The sequence below is a fragment of the Pseudarthrobacter quantipunctorum genome (assembly GCF_045291495.1).
Lineage (GTDB): Bacteria > Actinomycetota > Actinomycetes > Actinomycetales > Micrococcaceae > Arthrobacter > Arthrobacter quantipunctorum.
In genome coordinates this window covers 3,309,476-3,336,473 of sequence record NZ_CP148033.1, presented here as the reverse complement: position 1 = coordinate 3,336,473, position 26,998 = coordinate 3,309,476, and the positions used below count along the sequence as shown (strand labels likewise).

12 protein-coding genes and 3 rRNA genes are annotated in these 26,998 nt (G+C 63.2%); 9 read left to right on the top strand and 6 right to left on the bottom strand.

The window, feature by feature from the left end:
* Positions 1–6 precede the first annotated feature (6 nt).
* Together WHH00_RS15080 and glgP are read right to left on the bottom strand one after the other, a co-directional pair.
* Entirely contained in the window at positions 7–1,791 is a 1,785-nt protein-coding gene (locus tag WHH00_RS15080) for a thiamine pyrophosphate-requiring protein (protein WP_406634013.1), read from the bottom strand.
* A gap of 50 nt (positions 1,792–1,841) precedes the next feature.
* Positions 1,842–4,460, bottom strand: coding sequence for an alpha-glucan family phosphorylase (glgP, locus tag WHH00_RS15075; RefSeq protein WP_406634011.1), 2,619 nt, complete (start codon positions 4,458–4,460; stop codon positions 1,842–1,844).
* Between the two features lie 192 nt (positions 4,461–4,652).
* On the opposite strand from glgP, the gene WHH00_RS15070 reads away from it, so the two are divergent.
* The 8 genes from WHH00_RS15070 (at position 4,653) to WHH00_RS15035 (ending at position 20,554) form a co-directional block, all read left to right on the top strand.
* Complete coding sequence (locus WHH00_RS15070) at positions 4,653–6,695, top strand: alpha-1,4-glucan--maltose-1-phosphate maltosyltransferase (protein ID WP_406638630.1); 2,043 nt, start codon at positions 4,653–4,655, stop codon at positions 6,693–6,695.
* A complete protein-coding gene (treS, locus tag WHH00_RS15065) occupies positions 6,692–8,488 on the top strand; it encodes a maltose alpha-D-glucosyltransferase (protein WP_406634009.1) in 1,797 nt (598 codons plus the stop codon). The genes WHH00_RS15070 and treS overlap by 4 nt, the downstream gene beginning before the upstream one ends.
* A gap of 1 nt (position 8,489) precedes the next feature.
* A complete protein-coding gene (locus tag WHH00_RS15060) occupies positions 8,490–12,185 on the top strand; it encodes a 1,4-alpha-glucan branching enzyme (RefSeq protein ID WP_406634007.1) in 3,696 nt (1,231 codons plus the stop codon).
* Between the two features lie 470 nt (positions 12,186–12,655).
* A 16S ribosomal RNA gene (locus WHH00_RS15055) occupies positions 12,656–14,178 on the top strand.
* Between the two features lie 507 nt (positions 14,179–14,685).
* A 23S ribosomal RNA gene (locus WHH00_RS15050) occupies positions 14,686–17,812 on the top strand.
* A gap of 219 nt (positions 17,813–18,031) precedes the next feature.
* Positions 18,032–18,148, top strand: a 5S ribosomal RNA gene (gene rrf / locus WHH00_RS15045).
* The 16S, 23S and 5S rRNA genes sit together here, the layout of an rRNA operon.
* Before the next feature lie 433 nt (positions 18,149–18,581).
* Positions 18,582–19,073, top strand: coding sequence for a hypothetical protein (locus WHH00_RS15040; protein WP_406634005.1), 492 nt, complete (start codon positions 18,582–18,584; stop codon positions 19,071–19,073).
* A gap of 98 nt (positions 19,074–19,171) precedes the next feature.
* On the top strand, positions 19,172–20,554 hold the full coding sequence (locus tag WHH00_RS15035) for an FAD-binding oxidoreductase (RefSeq protein WP_406634003.1): 1,383 nt from the start codon (positions 19,172–19,174) through the stop codon (positions 20,552–20,554).
* 3 nt (positions 20,555–20,557) lie between these two features.
* On the opposite strand, the gene WHH00_RS15030 is transcribed toward WHH00_RS15035, so the two are convergent.
* From WHH00_RS15030 to WHH00_RS15015, 4 genes are all read right to left on the bottom strand, one after another.
* Positions 20,558–21,976: a DUF4032 domain-containing protein gene (locus WHH00_RS15030; RefSeq protein WP_406634000.1), complete on the bottom strand. Its 1,419-nt coding sequence runs from the start codon at positions 21,974–21,976 to the stop codon at positions 20,558–20,560.
* A gap of 168 nt (positions 21,977–22,144) precedes the next feature.
* Positions 22,145–23,227 carry an ABC transporter ATP-binding protein gene (locus tag WHH00_RS15025; RefSeq protein ID WP_174179677.1) on the bottom strand — a complete coding sequence of 361 codons (1,083 nt, stop codon included), beginning with the start codon at positions 23,225–23,227 and terminating at the stop codon, positions 22,145–22,147.
* Between the two features lie 230 nt (positions 23,228–23,457).
* The gene (otsB, locus tag WHH00_RS15020; protein ID WP_406633998.1) at positions 23,458–24,294 is read right to left on the bottom strand and encodes a trehalose-phosphatase; all 837 of its coding nucleotides are present in this window, start codon (positions 24,292–24,294) and stop codon (positions 23,458–23,460) included.
* Positions 24,284–25,786, bottom strand: coding sequence for a trehalose-6-phosphate synthase (locus tag WHH00_RS15015; protein ID WP_406633996.1), 1,503 nt, complete (start codon positions 25,784–25,786; stop codon positions 24,284–24,286). The genes otsB and WHH00_RS15015 overlap by 11 nt, the downstream gene beginning before the upstream one ends.
* A gap of 180 nt (positions 25,787–25,966) precedes the next feature.
* Here WHH00_RS15015 and WHH00_RS15010 point away from each other — a divergent pair, with 180 nt between their 5' ends.
* A complete protein-coding gene (locus tag WHH00_RS15010; protein WP_406633994.1) occupies positions 25,967–26,839 on the top strand; it encodes a DsbA family protein in 873 nt (290 codons plus the stop codon).
* Positions 26,840–26,998: the final 159 nt, after the last annotated feature.

Sequence of the window (26,998 nt, the reverse complement as noted above, 5' to 3'; positions counted from 1 at the left end):
CGGACCCTACCCGCCGCGCTCCTCATGCGAGACGTAGGTGCCAAGCAGCTCCGCTGCCCGGCCGCCGTCGTCCTCTGCCGCCAGGCCTTTACGCATGTTCTCCGCCTTCTCCCTGCCGGCGGGGAACGGCGGCAGGAGGGGGACCTCGGGGTCCGTGAGTACTTCGATCACCACGGGCCGGTCTGCCGCGAAGGCACGTTCCCAGGCGGGCCCGATCAGCTCCGGATCCTCCACCCGGATGCCGGTAAGGCCCAGCAGATCGGCGTAGCCGGCGAACGGGAAGTCAGGAAGCTCCTGGCTTGCGGCGAACCGCGGTTCGGCCTCGGACTCCCGCTGCTCCCACGTCACCTCCGTGAGTTCCCGGTTGTTGAACACGCAGACCACAAACCGGGGATCCGTCCACTGCCGCCACCGGTGGGCCACTGTCACCAGTTCGGCGATGCCCGCCATCTGCATGGCACCGTCGCCGGCCAGCGCAACCACCGGCCGGTCCGGGTGCGCGAGTTTTGCGGCGATGCCATAGGGGAGGGAGCACCCCATGCTGGCCAGCGTCCCCGACAGGTGCGCAGGAACGCCCGGCGGGAGCACCAGTTGCCGCGCATACCAGTAAACGCAACTGCCGACGTCGACACTCACCAGGGCGTCGCCGGGCAGCCGGCCGTTCAACTCCCGGACAACCCGCTCGGGGTTCACCGGGATTGCCGTTACGGCGGCCCGTTCCGCAGCCAAGGCCCGCCAACGGGCAACTTCCTGCTCCACGTCCGTTTGCCACTGCCCCCGGGAACGTGGCCGCAGCCGCGGGATCAAGGCCTGGAGCGCCAGGACTGCGTCACCTGCCAGGCCCACCTCAACCGGATACCGGTTGCCGGTCTTCCGTTCGTCGATGTCGATCTGGACGGCGCGCGCTGCACCGGGCGGCGGATAGAACTCGGTCCAAGGATCGCTGGAGCCCACAATCAGCAGAGCGTCGCAGTTGCCCAGCAGGTGCGCACTGGCGGTGCTGCCGAGGTGCCCCATGGTGCCCGCGGCAAAGGGCAAGGTCTCGTCCACATACGGTTTGCCCAGCAGGCTGGTGGCTATGCCGGCGCCGAGTTTTTCAGCGACCGCCACTACCTCCCTGGAAGCGCGCCGGGCTCCCTGGCCCACCAGCAGCGCCACTCTCTGCGAGGAGTTCAGGAGGGCTGCCGCGGCCTCCAGGTCCTGCTCCCGGGGAGTCTTCGCCGAGGTGCTCCACGTCGGTGCGGTGACCACAATCCCGTGTTCCTGGTCCAGGTCCGGTGCGGGCGCGGACTGGATGTCATGCGGCACAATGACCACACAGGGCGAGGACGTCGCCCTGGCGGTGCGGAAAGCCCGGTCCAGGACCATGGGCAGCTGCTCCGGGGCATTGACCTGCTGGACGAACTGGGCGGCCACATCCTTGAACAGGGACATGAGATCGATTTCCTGCATGTAGGCCGAGCCGAGCACCGTGCGGCTTTGCTGCCCGACGATCGCCACCACCGGCACGCCGTCGAGCTTGGCGTCGTAAAGCCCGTTCAAGAGGTGGACGGCGCCCGGTCCCTGGGTGGAGGTGACCACCCCCACCCCGCCGGTGTACTTCGCGTGGCCCACCGCCATGAAGGCAGCCGACTCCTCGTGCCGGGCCTGCACGAACTCAACGTGTCCTTCGGCCCGCCGCAGGGCACCCATGAAGCCGTTGATCCCGTCCCCGCTGTAGCCGAAGACCCGGTTGACTCCCCACGTGCTGAGGCGCTCCACGATGAGGTCGGACACAGTGCGGTCGGTCATGGGTTCCTCCCCGGGCGGTCAGCCACTCGGTTTATGCTTCCGGCGATCCTTTACGCGTTGACGATCAGTCCCAGCTCGGCCTTGGAGGCGAGGGCGTCGTGCCGCGGCAGGACCCGGACGGTGTACCCGAACGGTCCCGAGCGGTCGATCACCAAGGAACCGCTGAACAGATGGCGCCCGCTGCCCAGGTCCTCCTGCATCTTCAGCTCCATCACCGTGATGTCCGTCAGGCTGTCGCTTTCCTCGGCCCGGCCGTACGCCACTTCGACGGCTACGTCCTCAGGGGTGAGGTTGTGCAGCGCCACATACGCATTGACCTGGAGGATGTCGCCGATCTGGGGATCCTCGGACACCCCCACGGAGTCCACGTGCTCCACGTGCACCAGCGGCCAGGCCAAACGCACCTTCGCCGTCCAGGCCGCCAGGGTGCGGGCCTGCGAGTAGGAGTTGGCGGAAGCGCTTCGCCCCGCCTCCGCCGCCGGACGGTAGAGGATATTCACGTAGTCGCGCAGCATGCGTTCGGCGGAGACTGCCGGTCCGAGGTGCGAGAGGGTGTGCTTGATCATGGAGACCCAGTGCGTGGGCACCTTCTCGGCCCCCGACGTCGACGGTCCCGCAGCACCCGCACCCGCCGATACCGTGCTGCCGTAGAAGCGCGGGGCAACCTGCGTTTCCAGCAGCTCGTACAGCGCGGCAGCCTCGATGTCGTCCCGTTCCTCGGGGGACGCGCCGTTGTTGGCGGTGGGAATCGCCCAGCCGTTCTCGCCGTCGTACATCTCGTCCCACCACCCATCCAGGACGGACAGGTTCAGCGACCCGTTGAGCGCTGCCTTCATGCCGGAAGTTCCGCATGCTTCCAGGGGGCGCAGCGGGTTGTTCAGCCAGACGTCACAGCCCGGGAACAGTGTCCGCGCCATGGCGATGTCGTAGTTGGGCAGGAAGGCAATCCTGTGCCGGACGGCGGGATCGTCGGTAAAGCGGACCAGGTCCTGGATCATCTTCTTTCCTGCGTCGTCGGCGGGATGGGACTTGCCCGCGATGACCAGCTGGATGGGATGTTCCTTGTGCAGGAGGAGCGCCTTGAGCCGTTCCGGCTCGCGCAGCATCAGGGTGAGGCGTTTGTAGGTGGGCACGCGCCGGGCAAAGCCGATGGTTAGGATGTCCGGGTCCAGGACCTTGTCCGTCCACCTCAATTCGGCATCGGCCGCCCCGCGTTTCTTCCAGGCAGCGCGGAGGCGGAGGCGGACATCGTCAACGAGCGCTGACCGCATCTCCCGGCGGAGCGCCCACACATCCGCGTCGCTGACGTTGTAGGCGAGGTCCCAGCGGCCGTTCGCTTCGGCTTCGCTGCCGAACTGGTCCCGGGCAAGCTTGGAGATGCGGCTGTCCACCCAGGTGGGCACGTGCACGCCGTTCGTCACCGAGGTGATGGGCACCTCGGAGTGGTCAAAGCCCGGCCAGAGTGCGGAGAACATGCCGCGGGACACTTCCCCGTGCAGCTTGGCCACGCCGTTGGCGCGCTGTGCCAGGCGAAGGCCCATGACAGCCATGTTGAAGACGGAAGGATTGCCCTCGGCGTAGTTCTCGCGCCCCAGCTCCAGGATGCGGTCAATGGGCACGTCCGGCGCAAGGCCGGCCTGGAAGAAGTGGTGGATCTGGGCGATCTCGAACCTGTCGATGCCTGCAGGAACGGGCGTGTGCGTGGTGAAGACAGTGGACGCGCGCCCTGCGGCAAGGGCTTCATCGAATGACAGGGCCTGCTCCCCGGCCATGAGTTCCTGGATGCGTTCGATGCCCAGGAATCCGGCGTGCCCTTCATTGGTGTGGAACACCTCCGGAGCGGCGGTACCGGTGAGCTGCTGGAAGGCGCGCAGCGCCTTGACCCCGCCCATGCCGAGCAGCAGTTCCTGCTGCAGCCGGTGGTCTCCGCCGCCGCCGTAAAGGCGGTCGGTGATGCTGCGGGCAGCGTCATCGTTGCCGGGCACGTTGGAGTCCAGGAGCAGCAGGGGAACGCGTCCGACGTCGGCGCGCCAGATGTGTGCCAGCAGGCGCCTGCCGTTGGGCAGGGGGAGGGCGATCTGCAGGGGACGGCCTATGCCGTCCGCGGAAGGCTCGCGCAGCAGGGTGAGTGGCAGGCCATCAGGGTCCAGGACCGGGTAGGTCTCCTGTTGCCATGCGTCCCGGGAGAGAGACTGCTTGAAGTAGCCGGCCTGGTACAGCAGGCCCACACCGATCAGCGGCACGCCCAGGTCCGAGGCAGCCTTGAGGTGGTCGCCGGCCAGGATTCCCAAGCCACCGGAGTACTGCGGCAGCACCTCGGTGATGCCGAACTCCGGGGAGAAGTAGGCGATGGACGCAGGCGCATCAGGGCCGAGGCCCTGGTACCAGCGCGGTTCCTCAAGATAGCGGTCCAGGTCCTGCTCCGCTGCCCGTACCCGCTCCACCACGGAGCGGTCCGCAGCGAGCTGCTGGAATTCCTCGCGGCTGGCCATCCCCAGGAAGCCCACCGGATCCTGTCCGCTCTCTTTCCACAGGCGGGGGTTCAATCCCTCGAAGAGTTCCCGCGTGGGGCGGTGCCAGGACCAGCGCAGGTTGCTTGCCAGGCGGGCCAGCGGGCGGATCGGTTCGGGGAGGACTGTACGGACGGTAAATCTGCGGATTGCCTTCACCTGCGTCACACTAACCGACAACATGCGCGGCTGGAACCAGCTTCGGGTTTCTTTTGGGTAAATGACAGTTGGCGCCGGGGAAATGACGGTTGGCGCGCCGGATTTAGTGCGCAGCCTTAGCATTCCCGATCATTTCTCGCTAACGTCGAGCTTGTGACGACTAAATCAGGAACCAGTGCCGCATCAATGAAAATGTCGAAGGGCCTCATCACTGAGGGGCTGCGGTTCGGACGATTTCCGATCACCGCCGTGCAGCCGGTCGTGGAGGATGGCAAATTCCCTGCCAAAGCCCTGCCGGGCGAAGGGATCGTGGTGGGAGCCACAGCCTTCCGCGAGGGCCATGACCAGCTGGGTGTCAGCGCCGTGCTCTTTGACCCCGAAGGCAACGAACGCCAGCGGGTGAGGCTCGCTCCGCCGCGCGGGGAACGCGGCATGGGGACCGACCGCTGGGAGGGCGTGCTCACGCCGTCGGAAACCGGCGACTGGTCCTTCGCGATCGAAGCCTGGCACGACCGCTACGGCACCTGGCACCACAACGCCGAGGTGAAGGTGGAGGCCGGCATCGACGTCGAGCTGATGCTCGCCGAGGGTGCCGCGTTGCTCCATGAAGCTGCCGGGGACGACACCCGCAGCGAGTGGGACAGGGGTGTCCTCCGCGAGGCCGCCGACAAGCTGGCGGACCCTTCCCTCAGCACGGAGGAGCGGCTCGGGGCCGGATTCAGCCATGCGGTCACCGGCGTTGTCGCGCACCAGCCCATCCGTGAACTGGTGACCGTCTCCCGGCGCTTCCCCCTGCTGGTTGAGCGTGACCGGGCCGGACGCGGCTCTTGGTATGAGTTCTTTCCCCGCTCGGAAGGCGCCGTCAAGGATCACACCACGGGCGCCTGGACCTCGGGCAACTTCCGTACCGCTGCCCAGCGGCTTGACGCTGTAGCGGCCATGGGCTTCGACGTCATCTACATGCCGCCCATCCATCCGATCGGCGTGCAGCACCGCAAGGGTCCCAACAACACTCTGATCGCAGGCCCGAACGATCCCGGGTCACCCTGGGCCATCGGAGCCGCGGAAGGCGGCCACGACGCCATCCACCCGGACCTTGGCAGCTTCGATGATTTTGATGCCTTCGTGGAGCGGGCCAACGGGCTGGGCCTGGAGGTTGCCCTGGACCTCGCGCTCCAGGCCGCTCCGGACCACCCCTGGGTGCAGTCCCATCCCGAGTGGTTCACCACCCGCGTGGACGGCTCCATCGCCTACGCGGAAAATCCCCCGAAGAAGTACCAGGACATTTATCCGCTCAATTTCGATAATGATCCCGAGGGCCTCTCAAAGGAAATTCTGCGGATTGTGCTGCTGTGGGTAAGCCACGGCGTAAAGATTTTCCGTGTGGATAACCCGCATACCAAGCCCGTCTGGTTCTGGGAATGGCTAATTGCACAGGTCAACAAAGAGGCTCCCGGAGTGGTGTTCCTGGCCGAGGCCTTCACCCGGCCGGCCATGATGCACGCGCTTGGCCGCGCAGGGTTCCAGCAGTCCTACACCTACTTCACCTGGCGCAACACCAAGAAGGAAATCGAGGCGTACTTTGCGGAAGTAAGCCACGAGTCGCCGGCGTTCTTCCGCCCCAACTTCTTCGTCAACACCCCGGACATCCTCACGGAATACCTGCAGTTCGGTGGGCCTGCGGCGTTCAAGATCAGGGCCGCCCTGGCCGCCACGGCCAGCCCGTTGTGGGGCGTCTACGCCGGTTACGAGCTGTACGAGCACGTGGCCCGCCCCGGCGCGGAAGAGTACATCGACAACGAAAAGTTCGAGTACAAGGCACGTGACTGGGACGCCGCGGCGCACTCCGGCCGGACCCTTGCCCCCTACATCACCCGGCTCAACGAGATCAGGCACACGCACCCGGCGCTGCAGGACCTGCAGAACCTGACGGTCCACCACAGCACCGACGACGCCACGGTGGTCTACTCCAAGCACAAGACCCTTCCGGACGGGTCCAAGGACACCCTCATCATCGTGGTGAACGTGGATCCGCACGGAACCAGGGAATGCACCATCTCGCTTGACCTGCCCGCGCTGGAACTCGACCCCCAGGACCTGACCCACAATGGAGGCTTCCACGTGGAGGACCTCATTTCCGGCGAAAGCTGGGAATGGGGCGAGTACAACTATGTCCGCCTTGACCCGCATGTCGAGCCCGCACACATCCTGCGCGTGAGGAGAATTCATCAGTGAATTTCAACCCGCAAGGTTCGGGCCAGCATTTCACCCCTAAGAGCACGTTTGAGTTAAATGCCCCGGGCCTGCAGCATGATCCGCTGTGGTACCGGAAAGCAGTGTTCTACGAGGTACTTGTGAGGGCCTTCGCGGATGCCAACGGCGACGGTTCCGGCGATTTCTCCGGCCTCATCGACAGGCTCGACTACCTGCAGTGGCTGGGCGTGGACTGCCTGTGGCTGCCGCCGTTCTTCCAGTCACCCCTGCGCGATGGCGGCTACGACATCTCGGACTACAACTCGGTCCTGGACGAGTTCGGCACCATCAGCGACTTCAAGCGCCTGGTGGCCGAGGCCCACGCGAGGGGCGTGCGGGTGATTATCGACCTGCCGCTCAACCACACCTCGGACCAGCACCCCTGGTTCCAGGAGTCGCGCAAGGACCCGGACGGCCCGTACGGCGACTTCTACGTCTGGAGCGACACCGACGAGAAGTACCAGGACGCCCGCATCATTTTCGTGGACACCGAGGAATCCAACTGGACGTTTGATCCCATCCGCCGCCAGTTCTTCTGGCACCGGTTCTTCAGCCACCAGCCGGACCTGAACTTCGAGAACCCCAAGGTTATCGAGGCACTGTTCGATGTGGTCCGGTTCTGGCTGGACCAGGGCATCGACGGCTTCCGTGCCGATGCCATTCCCTACCTGTACGAGGAGGAAGGGACCAACTGCGAGAACCTTCCGGCCACGCACGAGTTCCTCCGCAAGCTCCGCACCATGGTGGATGGAAGCTACCCCGGCAGGGTCATTATCGCCGAGGCCAACCAGCCGCCAAATGAAGTGGTGGAGTACTTCGGAACGGAGGAGGAGCCCGAGTGCCACATGGCCTTCCACTTCCCGATCATGCCGCGCCTCTACTACGCATTGCGGGACCAGAAGGCCGCCCCCATCATCGAAACCATGCAGGACACCCCGGATATCCCCGACGGGGCACAGTGGGGCACCTTCCTGCGCAACCACGACGAGCTGACCCTGGAAATGGTCACGGCCGATGAACGAGCCGCCATGCTGGGCTGGTACGCCCCGGACCCCCGCATGCGGGCCAACATCGGCATCCGGCGCAGGCTCGCGCCCCTGCTGGATAACTCCCGCGCCGAAATCGAACTGATCAATGCGCTCCTCCTCTCGCTGCCGGGCAGCCCGTTCCTCTACTACGGCGATGAAATCGGTATGGGGGACAACATCTGGCTTGAAGACCGGGACGCCGTGCGCACGCCCATGCAGTGGAACCCCGACCGGAACGCCGGGTTCTCCAACGCGGATCCGGGCAAGCTCTACCTGCCTCCCATCCAGTCCTTGGTGTACAACTACGCCATGGCCAACGTGGAGGCAGAGGCAGCCCACTCAGGATCACTGCTGCGCTGGACGCGGCAGATCCTGAGCGTCCGCAAGAACCACCCGGCATTCGGCCTGGGAGCCTTCAAACACGTCGAAGCGGACCACGACGCCGTCCTCGCCTACCTCCGGGAGCTGCCGAATGACAATTCTGCCGGCGCGGACGGGGAAACCATCCTGTGCGCGTTCAACCTCTCGCAGCATCCGGTGGCAGCCCAGTTGCGGGTCCCGCAGTTCGCGGGGCGCGGCTTGCGCGACGTCTTCGGCGGCCAGCCGTTCCCCGGCATCAGCGGGGACGGAACCCTTACCCTGACCCTCGGCAGCCACGATTTCTTCTGGCTGAGGATCCGTTCAGCAGCGTCCAACCCATCGTCTCCGTACACGCAGGCGATGCCGATTTTATCGATCGAGAACTGATATGAACCAACCTATCCTCACCCCTGCCCTCACCGCCCTGCTCCAGGAATGGCTGCCACGGCAGCGCTGGTTCCCGGTCAAGACGCCCGACTTCGATTTGTCGCAGGCCGGCAGCCTCGGGCTGGAAGACCCGTCCGGCCATGCCGGGCTGGCCGTGTTCCTCCTCCGGGTCACCACACAGACGCCCGACGGCGGCACGCGGACCGCCGTCGTCCAGGTCCCCTTGAGTTTCCGGCACGCGCCTGCAGCCGGGATGGAGCGTGCGCTGGTTGGCCAGGCCGCCGGGATGGACCCGTCCAGGACCTGGGTCTACGACGCCGTCCACGATCCCGACTTCGTGGGCAGCTGGCTGGAACTCATCCGGCAGGAGGAAAAGGCGCCCAACGGTACGGCAGCCGGCTTCCGCGTCCCCGGGGAGTTCCGGCTCCCTACCGCCCGCGGAGTAGTGAAGGTGCTGTCCGGGGAGCAGTCCAACAGTTCAGTCATTGTGGACGACGGCGAGTCCGCGGCCATCGTGAAATTCTTCCGGGTCCTCTCAGAAGGGACGAATCCCGAGGTTGAGGTGGGTGCAGCCCTCTCGGCTGCAGGCACATCCGAAGTGCCCGCCACACTGGGCTGGGTGCGTGGCGAATGGCTCGGCCAGGGTGCTCCCGCGTCCACAACGGCAAAGGGACCCCGGTACGTCGAGGGTGAGCTGGCGGTGGCGCACGAGTTCCTCGCCGGCGGCCGCGACGCCTGGCGCCTCGCCGTCGATGCCGCCCGCTCGGGTACCGACTTCACGGCAGAAGCACACGCCCTGGGCGCGGCCACGGCCACCGTGCACCAGCGGCTGGCGCAGGCCCTCGGGCACTCCGCCGAACCGCAGCCTGGGCAGGTCATTGCGCCGGCAGTAGCCCAGCGGGTCCGCGAGGCGTGGGCGGAAGCCGGTGCCGCCGTCGGACCTTATGACGACGCCTTGAACGCGCTCCTTGACCGCCTTGGCCACGCGCCCGCCGGCCCGCTGCAGCGCATCCATGGCGACCTCCACCTGGGCCAGATACTCCAGGTCCCCGGGCAGCCGGGAAGCCCTGCACGATGGGCCATCCTGGATTTCGAAGGTGAACCGCTGCGTCCCGTCGCGGAACGGAACGTCCCGGACGTACCCCTGAGGGACGTCGTCGGCATGCTGCGGTCCTTCGACTACGCAGCCGGCGCGGCCCAGCGCGAACAGGAAGGCGCGCACGTGCCGGCAAGCTGGGTGGATGACTGTGCGGAGGCCTTCCTGGCCGGCTATGCGGGTGTCACTCCCGGAACGGTGGACAGGGAGTCGCCGCTCTTTGTGGCATTGTGGCTGGACAAGGCACTGTACGAAGTAGTTTATGAAATGCGTAACAGGCCCGAATGGCTGGCGATCCCCGTGAACGCCTCCAGGCGGCTCCTGGGCAGCAATGGCGCCGGCGGTCACGCCGGGGCAGCATCGGAAGGTAACGAAATGACAGGCTCAGCACAAACTGACCGGCCGGGGGTTCCGCTGAAGGTCGACGAAGGCACCCTTGGCAGGATTGCCAACGGTGAACACCACGCGCCCCACTCCGTCCTGGGCGCGCACCTTGACGATTACGGCCACGTCACTATCCGCACGGTGAAGCACCTCGCGGAAGCAGTCTCCGTCCTTACGCCGGCGGGTGAGGTCCCGATGGAGCATGAGGCCCACGGCGTATGGGTTGCCGTCCTCGAACCGCTGCAGCAGGGGCACGTTCCCGACTACAGGCTTTCCGTCACGTACCCCGGCGCGGAACCGGTCACGGTGGACGATCCTTACCGCTACCTGCCCACCGTGGGCGAAGTGGACCTGCACCTCATCGGTGAGGGCCGCCACGAGAAGCTGTGGGAAGTCCTTGGCGCCCACGTCCAGCACTACAAATCCGCGATGGGGGACGTGGACGGTGTCTCCTTTGCCGTCTGGGCACCCAACGCGCAGGCTGTCCGGGTCAAGGGCGACTTCAACGCCTGGGACGGCCGCGAGAACTCCCTTCGCTCACTGGGTTCCTCCGGAGTGTGGGAGATCTTCGTTCCCGGTGTTGTAGCAGGGGCGTGCTACAAGTTCGAAATCAGGACCAAGGCCGGGCACTGGGTGGAGAAGGCCGACCCCCTTGCCTTCGGAACCGAGGTGCCGCCCTTGACCGCCTCGAGGGTAGTGGAGCCTTCCTACGCCTTCAAGGACCAGGAATGGATGGAGGCCCGCGCGCAGCGAGACCCGCACAACTCGGCAATGAGCGTCTACGAGGTGCACCTCGGTTCCTGGCGCCTGGGCCTGGGGTACCGGGAACTGGCCAAGGAGCTGGTGGAGTACGTCAAATGGCTCGGATTCACCCACGTGGAGTTCATGCCGGTGGCCGAGCACCCGTTTGGCGGGTCATGGGGCTACCAGGTCACGTCCTACTTTGCGCCGACCTCCCGTTTCGGCCACCCGGACGAGTTCCGCTACCTGGTGGACACCCTGCACCAGGCGGGCATCGGTGTTCTGCTTGACTGGGTCCCGGCCCACTTCCCCAAGGACTCCTGGGCACTTGCCCAGTTCGACGGCGAGCCCCTGTACGAGCACGCGGATCCCAACCTGGGCGAACACCCGGACTGGGGCACGCTGATCTTCGACTTCGGACGCACTGAGGTCCGGAACTTCCTGGTTGCCAACGCCCTGTACTGGCTGGACGAGTTCCATATCGACGGCTTGCGGGTGGACGCTGTGGCTTCCATGCTCTACCTGGACTACTCCAGGGAGGAGGGGCAGTGGCAGCCCAACCGCTTCGGCGGCCGGGAAAACCTTGAGGCAATCTCCTTCCTGCAGGAAGTCAACGCCACTGTGTACAAGACCCACCCCGGCGCCGTCATGATCGCCGAGGAATCCACGGCGTTCCCCGGCGTTACCGCTCCGACCAGCCACGGCGGGCTCGGTTTCGGCCTCAAGTGGAACATGGGCTGGATGCACGATTCCCTCAATTACATGGCCGAGGAGCCGATCAACCGGAAATGGCACCACGGCACCGTCACGTTCTCCATGGTCTACGCCTTTACGGAAAACTTCCTGCTTCCCATCAGCCACGATGAGGTAGTCCACGGCAAGGGATCGATGCTCCGCAAGATGCCGGGAGACCGCTGGCAGCAGCTTGCAAACCTGCGTGCCTTCTTTGCCTACCAGTGGGCCCACCCGGGCAAGCAGCTGATCTTCATGGGTACGGAATTCGGCCAGGAAGCCGAATGGTCCGAACAGCACGGGCTCGACTGGTGGCTCGCCGATATCCCGGCACACCAGGGCCTGCAGTTGCTGACGAAGGACCTCAACGAGCTCTACAGTTCCACGCCTGCGCTCTATACCCGCGATAACGAGCCCGGCGGATTCCAGTGGATCAACGGGGGAGACGCCGACCGGAACGTCCTGTCCTTCATCCGCTGGGACAAGGAGAACAACCCGCTGGTCTGTGCCATCAACTTCTCCGGAGCACCCCACGTTGGCTACACCCTGGGTGTACCGGAGGCCGGGGCCTGGACAGAGGTGCTGAACACAGACGCAACAACTTATGGCGGATCCGGTGTCCTCAACTCCGGCCAGCTGAAGGCGACGGACAAGGGGCAGGACGGACAGCCGGCAACACTCAGCGTTACGTTGCCTCCGCTGGGCGCCGCCTACTTCAAGCCTGGGGCTCCCGCCGCAGGCTAAGCCTTGGCTCGTGCGAAAGCCCGGAATCCGCGGGATTCCGGGCTTTTTCGCGTCCTGGCGACACCCTCCCGGGGAGGCTTCCCTGCCCGGTTGGCCTTCTGGAAAAAGTGGTGGTAGAGTTTATTTCCGCGCTGCTCCACGGAGTCAGACGGAAAAACCGACACTCAAGCCTCTGGCTAGAGAGAGTCGCGGAAGCCGGTTTGACAAGCGGAAGAGCAGCCGGTAAGTTTGAGAAGTTGCTCCGGAGCGATCCACGGCTGAGAAGTGCTGGTGGTGGTGCCGGGTGTGTCTGTTGTTTGAGAACTCAATAGTGTGCCAAGTTTGTTGATACCAATTGTTTTATTGATTGGTTGTTTTGGCCAGGTCCGCCACCCCGTGGTGTGGTCTGGTTTTTACAGCTGGTTTCAAATTTTGCAGTGTGGTGGCCGCGTTTTCCCGTGGTGCCATGTTGTGTTCGTTTTTGTTTTACTTCAACGGAGAGTTTGATCCTGGCTCAGGATGAACGCTGGCGGCGTGCTTAACACATGCAAGTCGAACGATGATGGGAGCTTGCTCCTGGATTAGTGGCGAACGGGTGAGTAACACGTGAGTAACCTGCCCTTAACTCTGGGATAAGCCTGGGAAACTGGGTCTAATACCGGATATGACTCCTCATCGCATGGTGGGGGGTGGAAAGCTTTTTGTGGTTTTGGATGGACTCGCGGCCTATCAGCTTGTTGGTGAGGTAATGGCTTACCAAGGCGACGACGGGTAGCCGGCCTGAGAGGGTGACCGGCCACACTGGGACTGAGACACGGCCCAGACTCCTACGGGAGGCAGCAGTGGGGAATATTGCACAATGGGCGCAAGCCTGATGCAGCGACGCCGCGTGAGGGATGACGGCCTTCGGGTTGTAAACCTCTTTCAGTAGGGAAGAAGCGAAAGTGACGGTACCTGCAGAAGAAGCGCCGGCTAACTACGTGCCAGCAGCCGCGGTAATACGTAGGGCGCAAGCGTTATCCGGAATTATTGGGCGTAAAGAGCTCGTAGGCGGTTTGTCGCGTCTGCCGTGAAAGTCCGGGGCTCAACTCCGGATCTGCGGTGGGTACGGGCAGACTAGAGTGATGTAGGGGAGACTGGAATTCCTGGTGTAGCGGTGAAATGCGCAGATATCAGGAGGAACACCGATGGCGAAGGCAGGTCTCTGGGCATTAACTGACGCTGAGGAGCGAAAGCATGGGGAGCGAACAGGATTAGATACCCTGGTAGTCCATGCCGTAAACGTTGGGCACTAGGTGTGGGGGACATTCCACGTTTTCCGCGCCGTAGCTAACGCATTAAGTGCCCCGCCTGGGGAGTACGGCCGCAAGGCTAAAACTCAAAGGAATTGACGGGGGCCCGCACAAGCGGCGGAGCATGCGGATTAATTCGATGCAACGCGAAGAACCTTACCAAGGCTTGACATGAACCGGAAATACCTGGAGACAGGTGCCCCGCTTGCGGTCGGTTTACAGGTGGTGCATGGTTGTCGTCAGCTCGTGTCGTGAGATGTTGGGTTAAGTCCCGCAACGAGCGCAACCCTCGTTCTATGTTGCCAGCACGTGATGGTGGGGACTCATAGGAGACTGCCGGGGTCAACTCGGAGGAAGGTGGGGACGACGTCAAATCATCATGCCCCTTATGTCTTGGGCTTCACGCATGCTACAATGGCCGGTACAAAGGGTTGCGATACTGTGAGGTGGAGCTAATCCCAAAAAGCCGGTCTCAGTTCGGATTGGGGTCTGCAACTCGACCCCATGAAGTCGGAGTCGCTAGTAATCGCAGATCAGCAACGCTGCGGTGAATACGTTCCCGGGCCTTGTACACACCGCCCGTCAAGTCACGAAAGTTGGTAACACCCGAAGCCGGTGGCCTAACCCCTTGTGGGAGGGAGCTGTCGAAGGTGGGACTGGCGATTGGGACTAAGTCGTAACAAGGTAGCCGTACCGGAAGGTGCGGCTGGATCACCTCCTTTCTAAGGAGCACCTACAAGTTCCCATGTCCTGTGTATGCGGGGTGTGGGGGTTGTCAGGAGTAAAGGCCCGTTGCGCAGACGTTTGTTCTGCGGCGGGTGCTCAAGGGTGGAATATCAACGAATAGCGGCTGCCGGGTCTTTCCGGTGCTGAGTACGGTTCTCCTTTTGGGGGGTTCCTGGAAAGGTGCCGGCGGGGTGCGGTGGTTTAGTGTTTGGCACACTGTTGGGTCCTGAGGCAACAGGGCCGTGGTTCTTCCCTTTTGGGGAGGGGTGCGGGTTTGTTTGTTTCTGGTTTCCTGGCTGCACCGATCATGCATGTTGTGTGTGTGGGGTGTGTGGTACGGGGTTGTTGTTTGAGAACTACATAGTGGACGCGAGCATCTTTTATAAGAAGCAATTTCCAAGAATATGAACCTGGATCTGTCCGTGGCTTGCTGCACTTTGGTGTGGTTGGTTTGCGGTCCGGTTCCATGGTTTTCTCGAAAATTAGCGTTTTTGATCTTTTGTGGTCAAGTTTTTAAGAGCACACGGTGGATGCCTTGGCATTAGGAGCCGAAGAAGGACGTAGGAATCTGCGATAAGCCTGGGGGAGTCGATAACCGGACTGTGATCCCAGGGTGTCCGAATGGGGAAACCCCGCCAGGGGCGCGAGTTGCCTGGTGACCCGCATCTGAACACATAGGGTGCGTGGAGGGAACGCGGGGAAGTGAAACATCTCAGTACCCGCAGGAAGAGAAAACAATAGTGATTCCGTTAGTAGTGGCGAGCGAACGCGGATCAGGCTAAACCGTTCCATGTGTGATAGCCGGCGGGCGTTGCATGGTCGGGGTTGTGGGACTTTCCATACCAGTTCTGCCGGACTGGTGGGGTGTGATGTGCAGGCATAGGTGAACGGTTTTGAAAGGCCGGCCAGAGAGGGTGTTAGCCCCGTAACCGTAATGTTGTGTACCGCCCGGATGAGTATCCCAAGTAGTACGGGGCCCGAGAAATCCCGTGCGAATCTGTCAGGACCACCTGATAAGCCTAAATACTCCCTAATGACCGATAGCGGACCAGTACCGTGAGGGAAAGGTGAAAAGTACCCCGGGAGGGGAGTGAAACAGTACCTGAAACCGTGTGCTTACAATCCGTCGGAGCCAGTCTGATTCTGGTGACGGCGTGCCTTTTGAAGAATGAGCCTGCGAGTTAGTGTTACGTCGCGAGGTTAACCCGTGTGGGGCAGCCGTAGCGAAAGCGAGTCTGAATAGGGCGTTGCAGTGGCGTGATCTAGACCCGAAGCGAAGTGATCTACCCATGGCCAGGTTGAAGCGACGGTAAGACGTCGTGGAGGACCGAACCCACTTCAGTTGAAAATGGAGGGGATGAGCTGTGGGTAGGGGTGAAAGGCCAATCAAACTTCGTGATAGCTGGTTCTCCCCGAAATGCATTTAGGTGCAGCGTTGCGTGTTTCTTGCTGGAGGTAGAGCTACTGGATGGCTAATGGGCCCTACAAGGTTACTGACGTCAGCCAAACTCCGAATGCCGGTAAGTGAGAGCGCAGCAGTGAGACTGTGGGGGATAAGCTTCATAGTCGAGAGGGAAACAGCCCAGACCACCAACTAAGGCCCCTAAGCGTGTGCTAAGTGGGAAAGGATGTGGAGTTGCGAAGACAACCAGGAGGTTGGCTTAGAAGCAGCCATCCTTAAAAGAGTGCGTAATAGCTCACTGGTCAAGTGATTCCGCGCCGACAATGTAGCGGGGCTCAAGTACACCGCCGAAGTTGTGGCATTCAGATATTAGCTAAGCCCTTGTGGTTCAGGCGTCTGGATGGGTAGGGGAGCGTCGTGTGGGCGGTGAAGTCGCGGTGTAAACCAGCGGTGGAGCCTACACGAGTGAGAATGCAGGCATGAGTAGCGAAAGACGGGTGAGAAACCCGTCCGCCGAATGATCAAGGGTTCCAGGGTCAAGCTAATCTGCCCTGGGTAAGTCGGGACCTAAGGCGAGGCCGACAGGCGTAGTCGATGGACAACGGGTTGATATTCCCGTACCGGCGAAAAACCGCCCATGCTGAACAGGGGATACTAACTGCCCGAGACCTGCCCGATCGCCCTTGTGGTGTGAGGGTTTTGGTGGAGCGCAGGACCTGATCCTGGGAGGCAAGCGTATTAACAGGTGTGACGCAGGAAGGTAGCCAAGCCGGGCGATGGTTGTCCCGGTCTAAGGATGTAGGGCGAACGGTAGGCAAATCCGCTGTTCATGATGCCTGAGATCTGATGGGACCCCCGTTTGGGGGGATTTGGTGATCCTATGCTGCCGAGAAAAGCATCGACGCGAGGTTTTAGCCGCCCGTACCCCAAACCGACACAGGTGATCAGGTAGAGAATACTAAGGCGATCGAGAGAATTATGGTTAAGGAACTCGGCAAAATGCCCCCGTAACTTCGGGAGAAGGGGGGCCCCAACCTTGATGGACACTTGCTGTCCGGAGGGGATCGGGGCCGCAGAGACCAGGGGGAAGCGACTGTTTACTAAAAACACAGGTCCGTGCGAAGTCGCAAGACGATGTATACGGACTGACTCCTGCCCGGTGCTGGAAGGTTAAGAGGACCGGTTAGCCGCAAGGCGAAGCTGAGAATTTAAGCCCCAGTAAACGGCGGTGGTAACTATAACCATCCTAAGGTAGCGAAATTCCTTGTCGGGTAAGTTCCGACCTGCACGAATGGAGTAACGACTTCCCCGCTGTCTCAACCATAAACTCGGCGAAATTGCAGTACGAGTAAAGATGCTCGTTACGCGCAGCAGGACGGAAAGACCCCGAGACCTTTACTATAGTTTGGTATTGGTGTTCGGAGTGGCTTGTGTAGGATAGGTGGGAGACGTTGAAGCCCGGACGCCAGTTCGGGTGGAGTCATCGTTGAAATACCACTCTGGTCACTTTGGACATCTAACTTCGGCCCGTAATCCGGGTCAGGGACAGTGCCTGATGGGTAGTTTAACTGGGGCGGTTGCCTCCTAAAAAGTAACGGAGGCGCCCAAAGGTTCCCTCAGCCTGGTTGGCAATCAGGTGTCGAGTGTAAGTGCACAAGGGAGCTTGACTGTGAGAGAGACATCTCGAGCAGGGACGAAAGTCGGGACTAGTGATCCGGCGGTACATTGTGGAATGGCCGTCGCTCAACGGATAAAAGGTACCTCGGGGATAACAGGCTGATCTTGCCCAAGAGTCCATATCGACGGCATGGTTTGGCACCTCGATGTCGGCTCGTCGCATCCTGGGGCTGGAGTAGGTCCCAAGGGTTGGGCTGTTCGCCCATTAAAGCGGTACGCGAGCTGGGTTTAGAACGTCGTGAGACAGTTCGGTCCCTATCCGCTGCGCGCGCAGGAAATTTGAGAAGGGCTGTCCTTAGTACGAGAGGACCGGGACGGACGAACCTCTGGTGTGTCAGTTGTACTGCCAAGTGCACCGCTGATTAGCTACGTTCGGATGGGATAACCGCTGAAAGCATCTAAGCGGGAAGCTCGCTTCAAGATGAGATTTCCATACACCTTGTGTGTGAGAGGCCCCCAGCCAGACCACTGGGTTGATAGGCCGGATGTGGAAGCGAGGACTAACGACTCGTGAAGCTGACCGGTACTAATAGGCCGATAACTTACACCACACACCCTCTTCCGTGAACGGATTCAAAAGACGTTCACACCAGGAAAGGGTAAGAAGATAACAAGACTGCTTGCGTCCACTATGTGGTTCCCAACCAACAAACCCACCCGTTTGCTGGCAAGGAACCAACAACTACATAACAACACCACAATGTTGTAACCACACAGATTTCCCACACCCGAACGTCCCTTACGGACACACAGGTGACGGGTAACAGGGTTACGGCGGTCATAGCGTGGGGGAAACGCCCGGTCCCATTCCGAACCCGGAAGCTAAGACCCACAGCGCCGATGGTACTGCACCCGGGAGGGTGTGGGAGAGTAGGTCACCGCCGGACACACATTAAAGGTCGAGGCCCCAACCACATGGTTGGGGCCTCCCACATTTAACACACACACCACAGGAACCACCCCCAAAACCCAACCCCAGAGACCCCAGGACCCACCCCCCGGACGCTCTCTCACCTGATGCCGCTTCCCGGGGGACGCTCTCTCACCTCATGGGGCTTTCCCCCCTCGATGCTCTCGCACTTAATGGGGCTTTCCCGGGGGATCGTCTCTCACCTCACTGCCGGCAACAAACCCCCAACACCACATCGAGTGAGAGAGGATCCACAAGAACCCCACATCGAGTGAGAGAGCGCCCCTGGAAAGCCGACATCAACTGAGAGAACATCCCGGGAACCTGACATCGAGTGATGGAGCGTCCCGGGAAACCCCGCATCGACTGAGAGAGCGTCGCAGGGGGGAGGGGCGGTAAAGTTGGGCAGCATGGATAGCCTCTTCAGCCATCAGCAAGAACCCGCCAGGGACGATGCCCACCCTGTTTTCGAGCTCCTGGAGCCCCTGGTTCACACGGTGGTAGTACCGGGAAGCGTAGCGCATGCGTTCGCCGGCTTCACGGACCACACCCATCTCTGGTGGCCTATGGAATCCCACGGCGTCTATGGGGCCGGTTCCTATGTCGAGTTCGAGGAGAACCTCATCCTCGAAACGGCGGACGACGGCCGCACCAGCATCTGGGGAACACTTGACGACTGGCAGCCTCCGTTGTCCTTCCATGCAACCTGGCATCCCGGCACCACGGCGCTGTGGTCCACGGAGCTGCTGGTCGCCTTCCGTGCAGCCCCGGACGGAGCCGAAGTGAGGATATTCCACGACGGCTGGGAGGGGGCAGAAGACCCGGCTGCCACGCGGGCCACTTACGCCGAAGCCTGGCCTGTGATCCTTGCCAGGTACGCCCGGTTTATGGGCGCTGCCTGAGCCTGAAAACCTACGCTGCGGACGAGCGCCTCCCTGGGCATCCGCCGACCGGCCCCGTCAGGGTTTCCGCCTAGACTGGGGAGAATCCGCGACGAAGTATGGAGGCCAGGTTGGGAAGCGTAGTAGACGAGCTGGAGAGGATCCTGGCACCCGGGCAGGTGGACGCGGGGGAAGTTTCCCGCCGCCGGTACGCCGTGGACCAGGCGCCAGTGATCGACTTCCAGCTGCCGCTGGCTGTTGTCTTCCCTGAATCCGTGGAAGAGGTCCAGGCCGTAGTGCGCGCTTGTGCGGACAGCGGTACCGCCGTCGTGCCGAGAGGCGCGGGCACAGGTGTCTCGGGCGGGGCCCACGCCACGAGGAACTGCATAGTCCTGTCCCTGGAGCGCATGGACCGCATCCTCGCGCTGAACCCGGACGATGAGACGGCCATGGTTGAGCCGGGCGTCGTCAATGCCGTCCTGAACGACGCAGCCGCGGAGCACGGGCTGATGTACGCGCCCGATCCCGCCAGCTTCCGCAGTTCAACCATCGGCGGGAACGTGGCCACCAACGCCGGCGGCCTGCGCTGCGCCAAATACGGGGTCACGCGGGACTCCGTCCTGGCGGTGGATGTGGTGCTCGCCGACGGTTCACTCATCCATACCGGCCATCAAACATTCAAAGGCGTGGCGGGCTACGATCTCACCGGCCTGTTCGTAGGTTCTGAAGGGACGCTCGGCATCGTCGTCGGCGTTACCGTCCGCCTGAAGTACCTACCCCGGGACGTGCATACCGTCGCCGCGTTCTACCCCGACTTCCGGCAGGCCGCAGCAGGCGTCCTGGCAGTGGGAAGGGCCCGGGTCCAGCCGGCCATCATGGAACTGCTCGACGGCGGCACGCTGGCCCAGCTCGATGACATCCACGGATCAGACCTCACCGCCAGGGGCCGCTCCCTGCTCCTGATCCAGACCGACGGGTTTGGCGCTGCTGCCGAGGCGCAGGTGGTCCGGGATGTCCTGATGGCGGGCGGTGCAGCCGTCAGCACCAAAGCGAGCGCAGAGGCTGAACGGCTGGTGGAGCTGCGCCGGCACAGCAGGGGCGTGGAGGTCGACGACGAATACCGCGTGGGCGAGGACGTGGCCGTTCCCCGTTCCCGGCTGGTGGACTACGTTGCAGCACTGGAAGCCATGGCGTTGAACCACGGGGTGCACCTCAAGGTGGTGGCCCACGCCGGCGATGGCAACCTGCACCCCACGTTCTGGATCGACCGTACGGGGAACGGTGTGGACGCTGGCGCCATGGAGCGGCTCCAGCGGGTCCTGGACGAGTCCATCACCGCCGCACTGGCAATGGGCGGCACAATCACCGGTGAACACGGGGTGGGCCAGTACAAGCTGCGCTGGCTGGGCCAGGAGCAGCCGGAGCCGGTCCGTGAGCTCCAGCGCAGGATCAAGGCGCTGTTCGACCCCGCCGGCATCCTCAACCCCGGAAAGGCAATCTAGCCCTCAGTCGTCCGAGTCCGGGTATTCGTCAACCGACTCGTCGTCGCCGTAGCGGGACTCTTCCGTCTCCACCTCAAGGATCTTCAGCATTCCCGTGTCGGGGTTCAGCATGATCGCCGCTTCATCACGCCGGTGGCGCAGGATGGAGTCGATGTAGGACTGCACGGCCTCGGCCAGCGGGATGTGGCGCTCCTGCTTCTCCGACATGTACCAGCGGTGCTCCAGAACCTCGTGCACCACTTCAGCCGGTTCCAGCTTCCCCGAAAGGTCCCGTGGAATGGACCTGACGATCGGCTCGAAGATCTGGCTGACCCAGAGATGGGCGCTGTATTCCTCGTCCATGTTCGGGTTGTTGTCCGCCCGGAACGAATCCATGTCGTTCAGCAGCCGGCGCGCCTGGTTCTCCTGCGCATCGATGCCCGTGAGCCGCAGCAGCCGCCGCTGGTGGTGCCCGGCGTCCACCACTTTGGGCTGCAGCTGGATGGTGGAGCCGTTCTGGGTGGTCTTGATGGCGTATTCCTCGACGTCAAAGCCCAGTTCGTTAAGCCGCCGTATTCTGGCACTCACGCGCCAGCGCTCACCGAGTTCGAAGGACTCCTTCTCCGTGAGCTCCGCCCAGAGCCGGCGGTAGCTGTCCATGATGAGCTCGCTGGTGGCCACCGGGTCCACCTTTTCCTCGATCAGGCCGCCGTCGAGGAGGTCCATAAGCTCGCCCGCAATGTTCACCCGAGCGATCTCGAGGTCGTACTCGCGCTGCCCTGTGGACAGGTCCGGATAGAGCTCGCCGGTTTCCGCGTCCACGAGGTACGCAGCGAACGCGCCGGCGTCGCGCCGGAACAGCGTATTGGAGAGCGACACATCGCCCCAGTAGAAGCCGATGAGGTGCAGCCGCACCAGGAGCAGTGCCTGCGCATCGATGAGGCGCGTCAGGGTGTCCTTGCGGAGCATCTGGGAGAACAGGGCGCGGTACGGCATGGAAAACTTCAGGTGCCTGGTGACGAGAACCGGGTTCAGGGGCCGCCCGTCCAGGGTGGTGCGTCCGGTGATGACGGCGACCGGCTCCACGCAGGGGACGTCCAGCCGGGCCAGCTTCCGGAGCATGTGGTACTCGTGGCGCGCCACGTGCTCGGAGGTTTCCTTGATGGCGATCACGGAGCCGCCAAGGTGGGCGAAGCGCACGATGTGGCGGGAGATGCCGCGGGGGAGGGCCGCCAGGTTTTCCGCCGGCCAGTCCTCAAGTGCGATGTGCCACGGCAGGTCCAGCAGCTCGGGATCAGCCGCTGCCGCCGTGATGTTCAGGGAGCTGGAAACCGAGGCAGCCTTGCCGTCGTCGGCGCTGGCGGCAACAAACCGCGGCAGCTTTCCGATCTGCGCATAGTCGGTGGGTTCGTCGTGCCACTGGGCGCTGTATTCCTCGGTCATGGTCCAATTCTTCCGTACATAGGGGCGTCCAGCTAATTTCTTTTGCAGGCACGGTTAACAGCCGACGGCGGCCCATCCGTGAGGAGGAGCCGCCGTCAGTTGTGTGGTGGGCCCACGCCGGCAGGGTTCCCTGACCGAAGCGAAGCGAGGTTAGGGTGCCGGTGGGGACTAGTCGCCCAGGCGCAGGCCGGTCTTGGTGTCGAACAGGTGCACGTGGCCCGACTGCGGCCGGACGTAGATGACCTCGCCCTTCATCGGGGGGCGGCGGCCGTCGACGCGTGCCACGATGTCGTGGTCCTTGCCGTCGAGGGTGGTGTGGCCGTAGACGTAGGCGTCGGCACCGAGCTCTTCGACGACGTCGACCTCAACCTTCAGGCCTTCGCCCTGGGGAGCGGTTTCGAGGTCCTCCGGGCGGCTTCCGAGGGTAACCGTGGAGCCGTGTGCCTCTTCCAGGACGTTGCGCGGCACGGGGTACACCGTTCCGCCGAACTGGACGCCGCCGTCGACCACGGGGAGCTCGAGCAGGTTCATGGCGGGGGAGCCAATGAAGCCTGCAACGAAGACGTTCTTGGGCTTGTCGTACAGGTTGCGCGGGGTGTCGACCTGCATCAGCAGGCCGTCCTTCAGCACGGCAACGCGGTCGCCCATGGTCATGGCCTCGACCTGGTCGTGGGTCACGTAGACGGTGGTGACGCCCAGGCGGCGGGTCAGCGAGGCGATCTGGGTACGGGTCTGGACGCGGAGCTTGGCATCAAGGTTGGAGAGCGGCTCATCCATGAGGAAGACCTGCGGGTTACGCACGATTGCGCGGCCCATGGCGACACGCTGGCGCTGGCCGCCGGAGAGGGCCTTCGGCTTGCGGTCCAGGTACTGCTCAAGGTCAAGAAGCTTGGCCGCTTCGCGGACACGCTCGGCGCGCTCTTCCTTGGAGACGCCTGCGATCTTCAGCGCGAAGCCCATGTTGTCGGCTACAGTCATGTGCGGGTACAGCGCGTAGTTCTGGAAAACCATCGCGATGTCGCGGTCCTTCGGGGGAACGTCGGTGACATCGCGGTCGCCGATAAGGATGCGGCCGGCGTTGACGTCCTCGAGGCCTGCGAGCATGCGCAGGGAGGTGGACTTGCCGCAACCGGAGGGTCCAACGAGGACCAGGAATTCGCCATCGGCGATGTCGATGTTGAGCTTATCGACGGCGGGCTTATCTGTGCCCGGGTACAGACGCGTAGCGTTATCAAAAGTAACTGTAGCCACAGTTATCAATCCCTTCACCGGCAGGTACGTGCCGGACGATCCGTTGTGAATGGTTCATGTTTGTTCAGTTTTGTACTGCAGACGCCTTCCGGCCAAAGCAGGAGAGCGTTGAGTGACGCCGCACGGTTCTTGTGCGCCACATCACAAGCAAGAGTATGTCAGATGTTCCGCTATTGGTTGCAAATGTTACGGACGTCACACGTGAGCTTGGACAACCCGGGTGCGCCGCGTCACTGCCCGGAAATGCCCGGATCTTCCTCCGCGACGGCCATGCTGCGCTCCTGAAGCAGTACCTCCAGCAGTTCCGCCACATGGACCGGCGCCTCTACCCGGTACTGGGCCTGGGTGAAATCGAGGCCCACTTTAACGCCGACGTCCCCCGGTTCCAGCCGCGCCAGGGCGTCCTCGTCCGTGGTGTCGTCGCCGGCGAAAAGGACCCCCGTGGCACCGGTGATCTGCCGCAGGAAGGTGACGCCTTCGCCCTTGGAAGCATTGACCACCGAAGTCTCAAGGACCCGCTTGCCGTCCTTGAGGAACACCCCCTTCCGGTCCTGCAACACGGAACGCGCCGCGGCCACGGCGTCGTCGGCTACGTCATCGGGGGCGAGGCGGGTGTGCAGCACCACCCCAGCAGGCTTGTCCTCGAGCATGGTGCCGGGCGCTTCCTTGACGATGTCCGCCAGGACGGCGCGCACCTCGGCAAGGAGTGCTTTTTGCTCCGGATCGAGTGTCAGCCCGGTGGATCCGGGGCCCAGCCATGCCTCCGCCCCGTGGCTGCCGATGAGGAGGGTGTTCACCGGCGGGGACGCGACGGCGCGGAGGCTCGTGAGGGCGCGCCCGGAGATCAGTGCCGTCGTCGTTCGCGGAAGCACCGCAAGCCCGGCGAAAGCCGCTGCGGAGCGTGGCAGGGGCCGGGCGTCGTCCGCGTGGCCGACGATGGGTGCCATGGTCCCGTCAAAATCCATGGCCACCAGCAGGTGCTCGGTCGCGGCGATCTGCCGGATGGCCGCCCGGAGTTCAGGCGTCAGTGCGAGCTTGTCCTTGGCATGGCGGGCATCAGGAGTCATCGCGGACCACCTTTTGGTTGAGCGCGTGCAGGAAGTCTGCGGACCAGTGGTCCACATCGTGCTCGAGGATCTGCTTGCGCATGGCCCGCATCCGGCGGCCCGCTTCCCTCGGCTGCATCTCTACGGCGCGCATGATGGCGCCCTTGAGCCCGTCGATGTCGTGGGGGTTCATCAGCAGGGCCTGCTTGAGTTGGTCGGCTGCACCGGCGAATTCACTGAGGACCAGGGCGCCGTCGTTGTTGGTGCGTGCCGTGACGTATTCCTTGGCCACGAGGTTCATGCCGTCCCGGAGTGCTGTGACCAGCATGACGTCGGCGGCGAGGTACAGCGCCACCATCTCCTCGACGGGATAGCTGTGGTGCAGGTAGCGGACCGCGGTGTTCTCGATGGTGTCGTAGGTGCCGTTGATATGTCCTACGGTGCCCTCTACCTCCTCGCGCAGGAGCCGGTACTGCTCAACGCGCTCGCGGCTGGGACTGGCCACCTGGATCAGGGTGGCGTCGCCGACAGACAGCTTGCCGTCCGCCAGGAGTTCCTCGAAGGCCTTGAGGCGGTGCCGGATGCCCTTGGTGTAGTCCAGCCGGTCGACGCCGAGCAGGATGGTCTTGGGGTTGCCAAGGTCCTGGCGAATCTGGCGGGCCCGCTCAACGATTTCCGGTTTGGCGGCCAGCTCGCTGATCTGCCGGACATCAATGGAGATGGGGAAGGCCTGGGCGCGGGCAATATGCGTGACCTCGCCGTCGTGGCCCTTCACATGGACCTGCTGCTGCTTGACGCTGGCGCCCAGGAAGCGGCGTGCCGAGCGCATGAAATTGCCGGCGTCGCTGGTCCGCTGGAAGCCCACCAGGTCGGCTCCGAGGAGCCCGTCGATGATTGCCTGGCGCCAGGGCAGCTGGGCAAAGATCTCCGGCGGCGGGAACGGAATGTGGTTGAAGAACCCGATGCGGAGGTCCGGCCGGGCTTCACGCAGCATGCGCGGCACCAGCTGGAGCTGGTAGTCCTGCACCCATACGGTGGCGCCCTCGTCGGCATGGCGGACGACGGCGTCGGCGAACCTGCGGTTGACCTTGCGGTAGGCGTCCCACCAGGTCCGGTGGAACTCCGGCGGGGCGATGACGTCGTGGTAGAGCGGCCAGAGGGTGGCGTTGGAGAACCCCTCGTAGTACAGCTCCACATCGTCGGTGCTGAGCTGGACCGGTACGAGGTCCATGCCGCCGTGGCTGAAGGGCTTGACTGTCTCGTCCGGCGCGCCGTGCCACCCCACCCAGGCGCCGTCTGTCTTGGTCATCATGGGTGCCAGTGCCGTCACCAGCCCGCCGGGGGAGCGGCGCCAGCCGGAGCCGTCGTCCCCGCTTTCGCCGGGGGCGCAGCGGTCCACGGGCAGCCTGTTGGACACCACCATGAAGTCGTACTTTGTTTCTCCGCCGTGGCCGGGCTCGGCGGCGCCGGACGTCGCCGGGGCGGTGGGTTTTTCCTGGACGGGTGTTTGCATTGCGGCCCCCTGGGGTTGCTTGTGCCTCTGTGCCCACCCTAACGGGACGGAATCTTCCGTGCTATTCGGCTGTTCGTCAACCCCGCCAATACTTGAAGGAGCAAGCTCCCAGCTTTCTCCCCTAAAATGTATGGAGTTGCCACGAAGTGGTCCCCCCACGTCAACCGACCCAAGGAACACATGAGCCCTGCAAACGAAGTCCGTAAGTCCAAGGCTGAGCGAACCGCGGAGGCGCGGGAAAAGGCGCGCCTGATCCGTGACGCGCAGCTGAAAAAGGACAAGCGCAACAAAATGCTCATCGGCTGGGGCATCGTGGCGGCTGTCGTGGCCATCCTGGCTGTTGTTGCGTTGGTGGTCACCACCAGCATCAGGCAGAACACTCCCATCGCGGACCAGGGGCCGGTGCCTGCAAACGCCAACGTCAATGGCGGCGTGACCCTCCTGGCCAACACCGACGTCAAGCAGACGGATCCTGCCAACGTTGACGTGACCACGCTGACCAAGCCCGAGACGCCGCCCAGCCCCGTGGCGGCGCCCGGGGCAGAAGCCGAAGATGGGCAGCCCGTCAAGGTCATTGCCTACATCGACTTCATCTGCCCGGTGTGCCTGCGCTTCGAAGAGACCTACAACGAGGCCCTGACAAGCCTGCGTAATGAAGGCAAGATCACCATGGAGTACCGTCCGCTGGGCTTCCTGGACCGCCAGTCCAGCACCAACTACTCCTCCCGTTCCGCCAACGCGGCTGCGTGCGTTGCTGACACGGCCCCCGACAAGTACGCGGAATACGTCAATGTCCTCTTCGAGAACCAGCCCGCAGAAGGCGGTGCGGGCCTGTCCGACGACAAGCTGAAGTCCCTGGCCAGTGACATTGGCGCTGACATCAACAGCTGCGTGGACGACAAGACCTTCCGCCCTTACGTGAAGTACTCCACGGAGCTGGCGGCAAACTCCGGGATCAGCGGTACGCCCACGGTGTTCATTGACGGCAAGCAGTGGGATGGCGGCACCGACCTGAACGCGGAGATCCAGGCGGCAATCGACTCCAAGGCCTAAAGCCTTCCGTACCATTCCCAGCCAGCGGCCCGCTCCCGGATTCTTCCGGGAGCGGGCCGCCCGCGTTAAGCCGGATTCCCATGGAACCGCGGACGTTTTTACCACCGGCACCAGTTGGGCTAACCTTATCTAGCGCCGTTCAGGCGCCCGCCCGCAGGG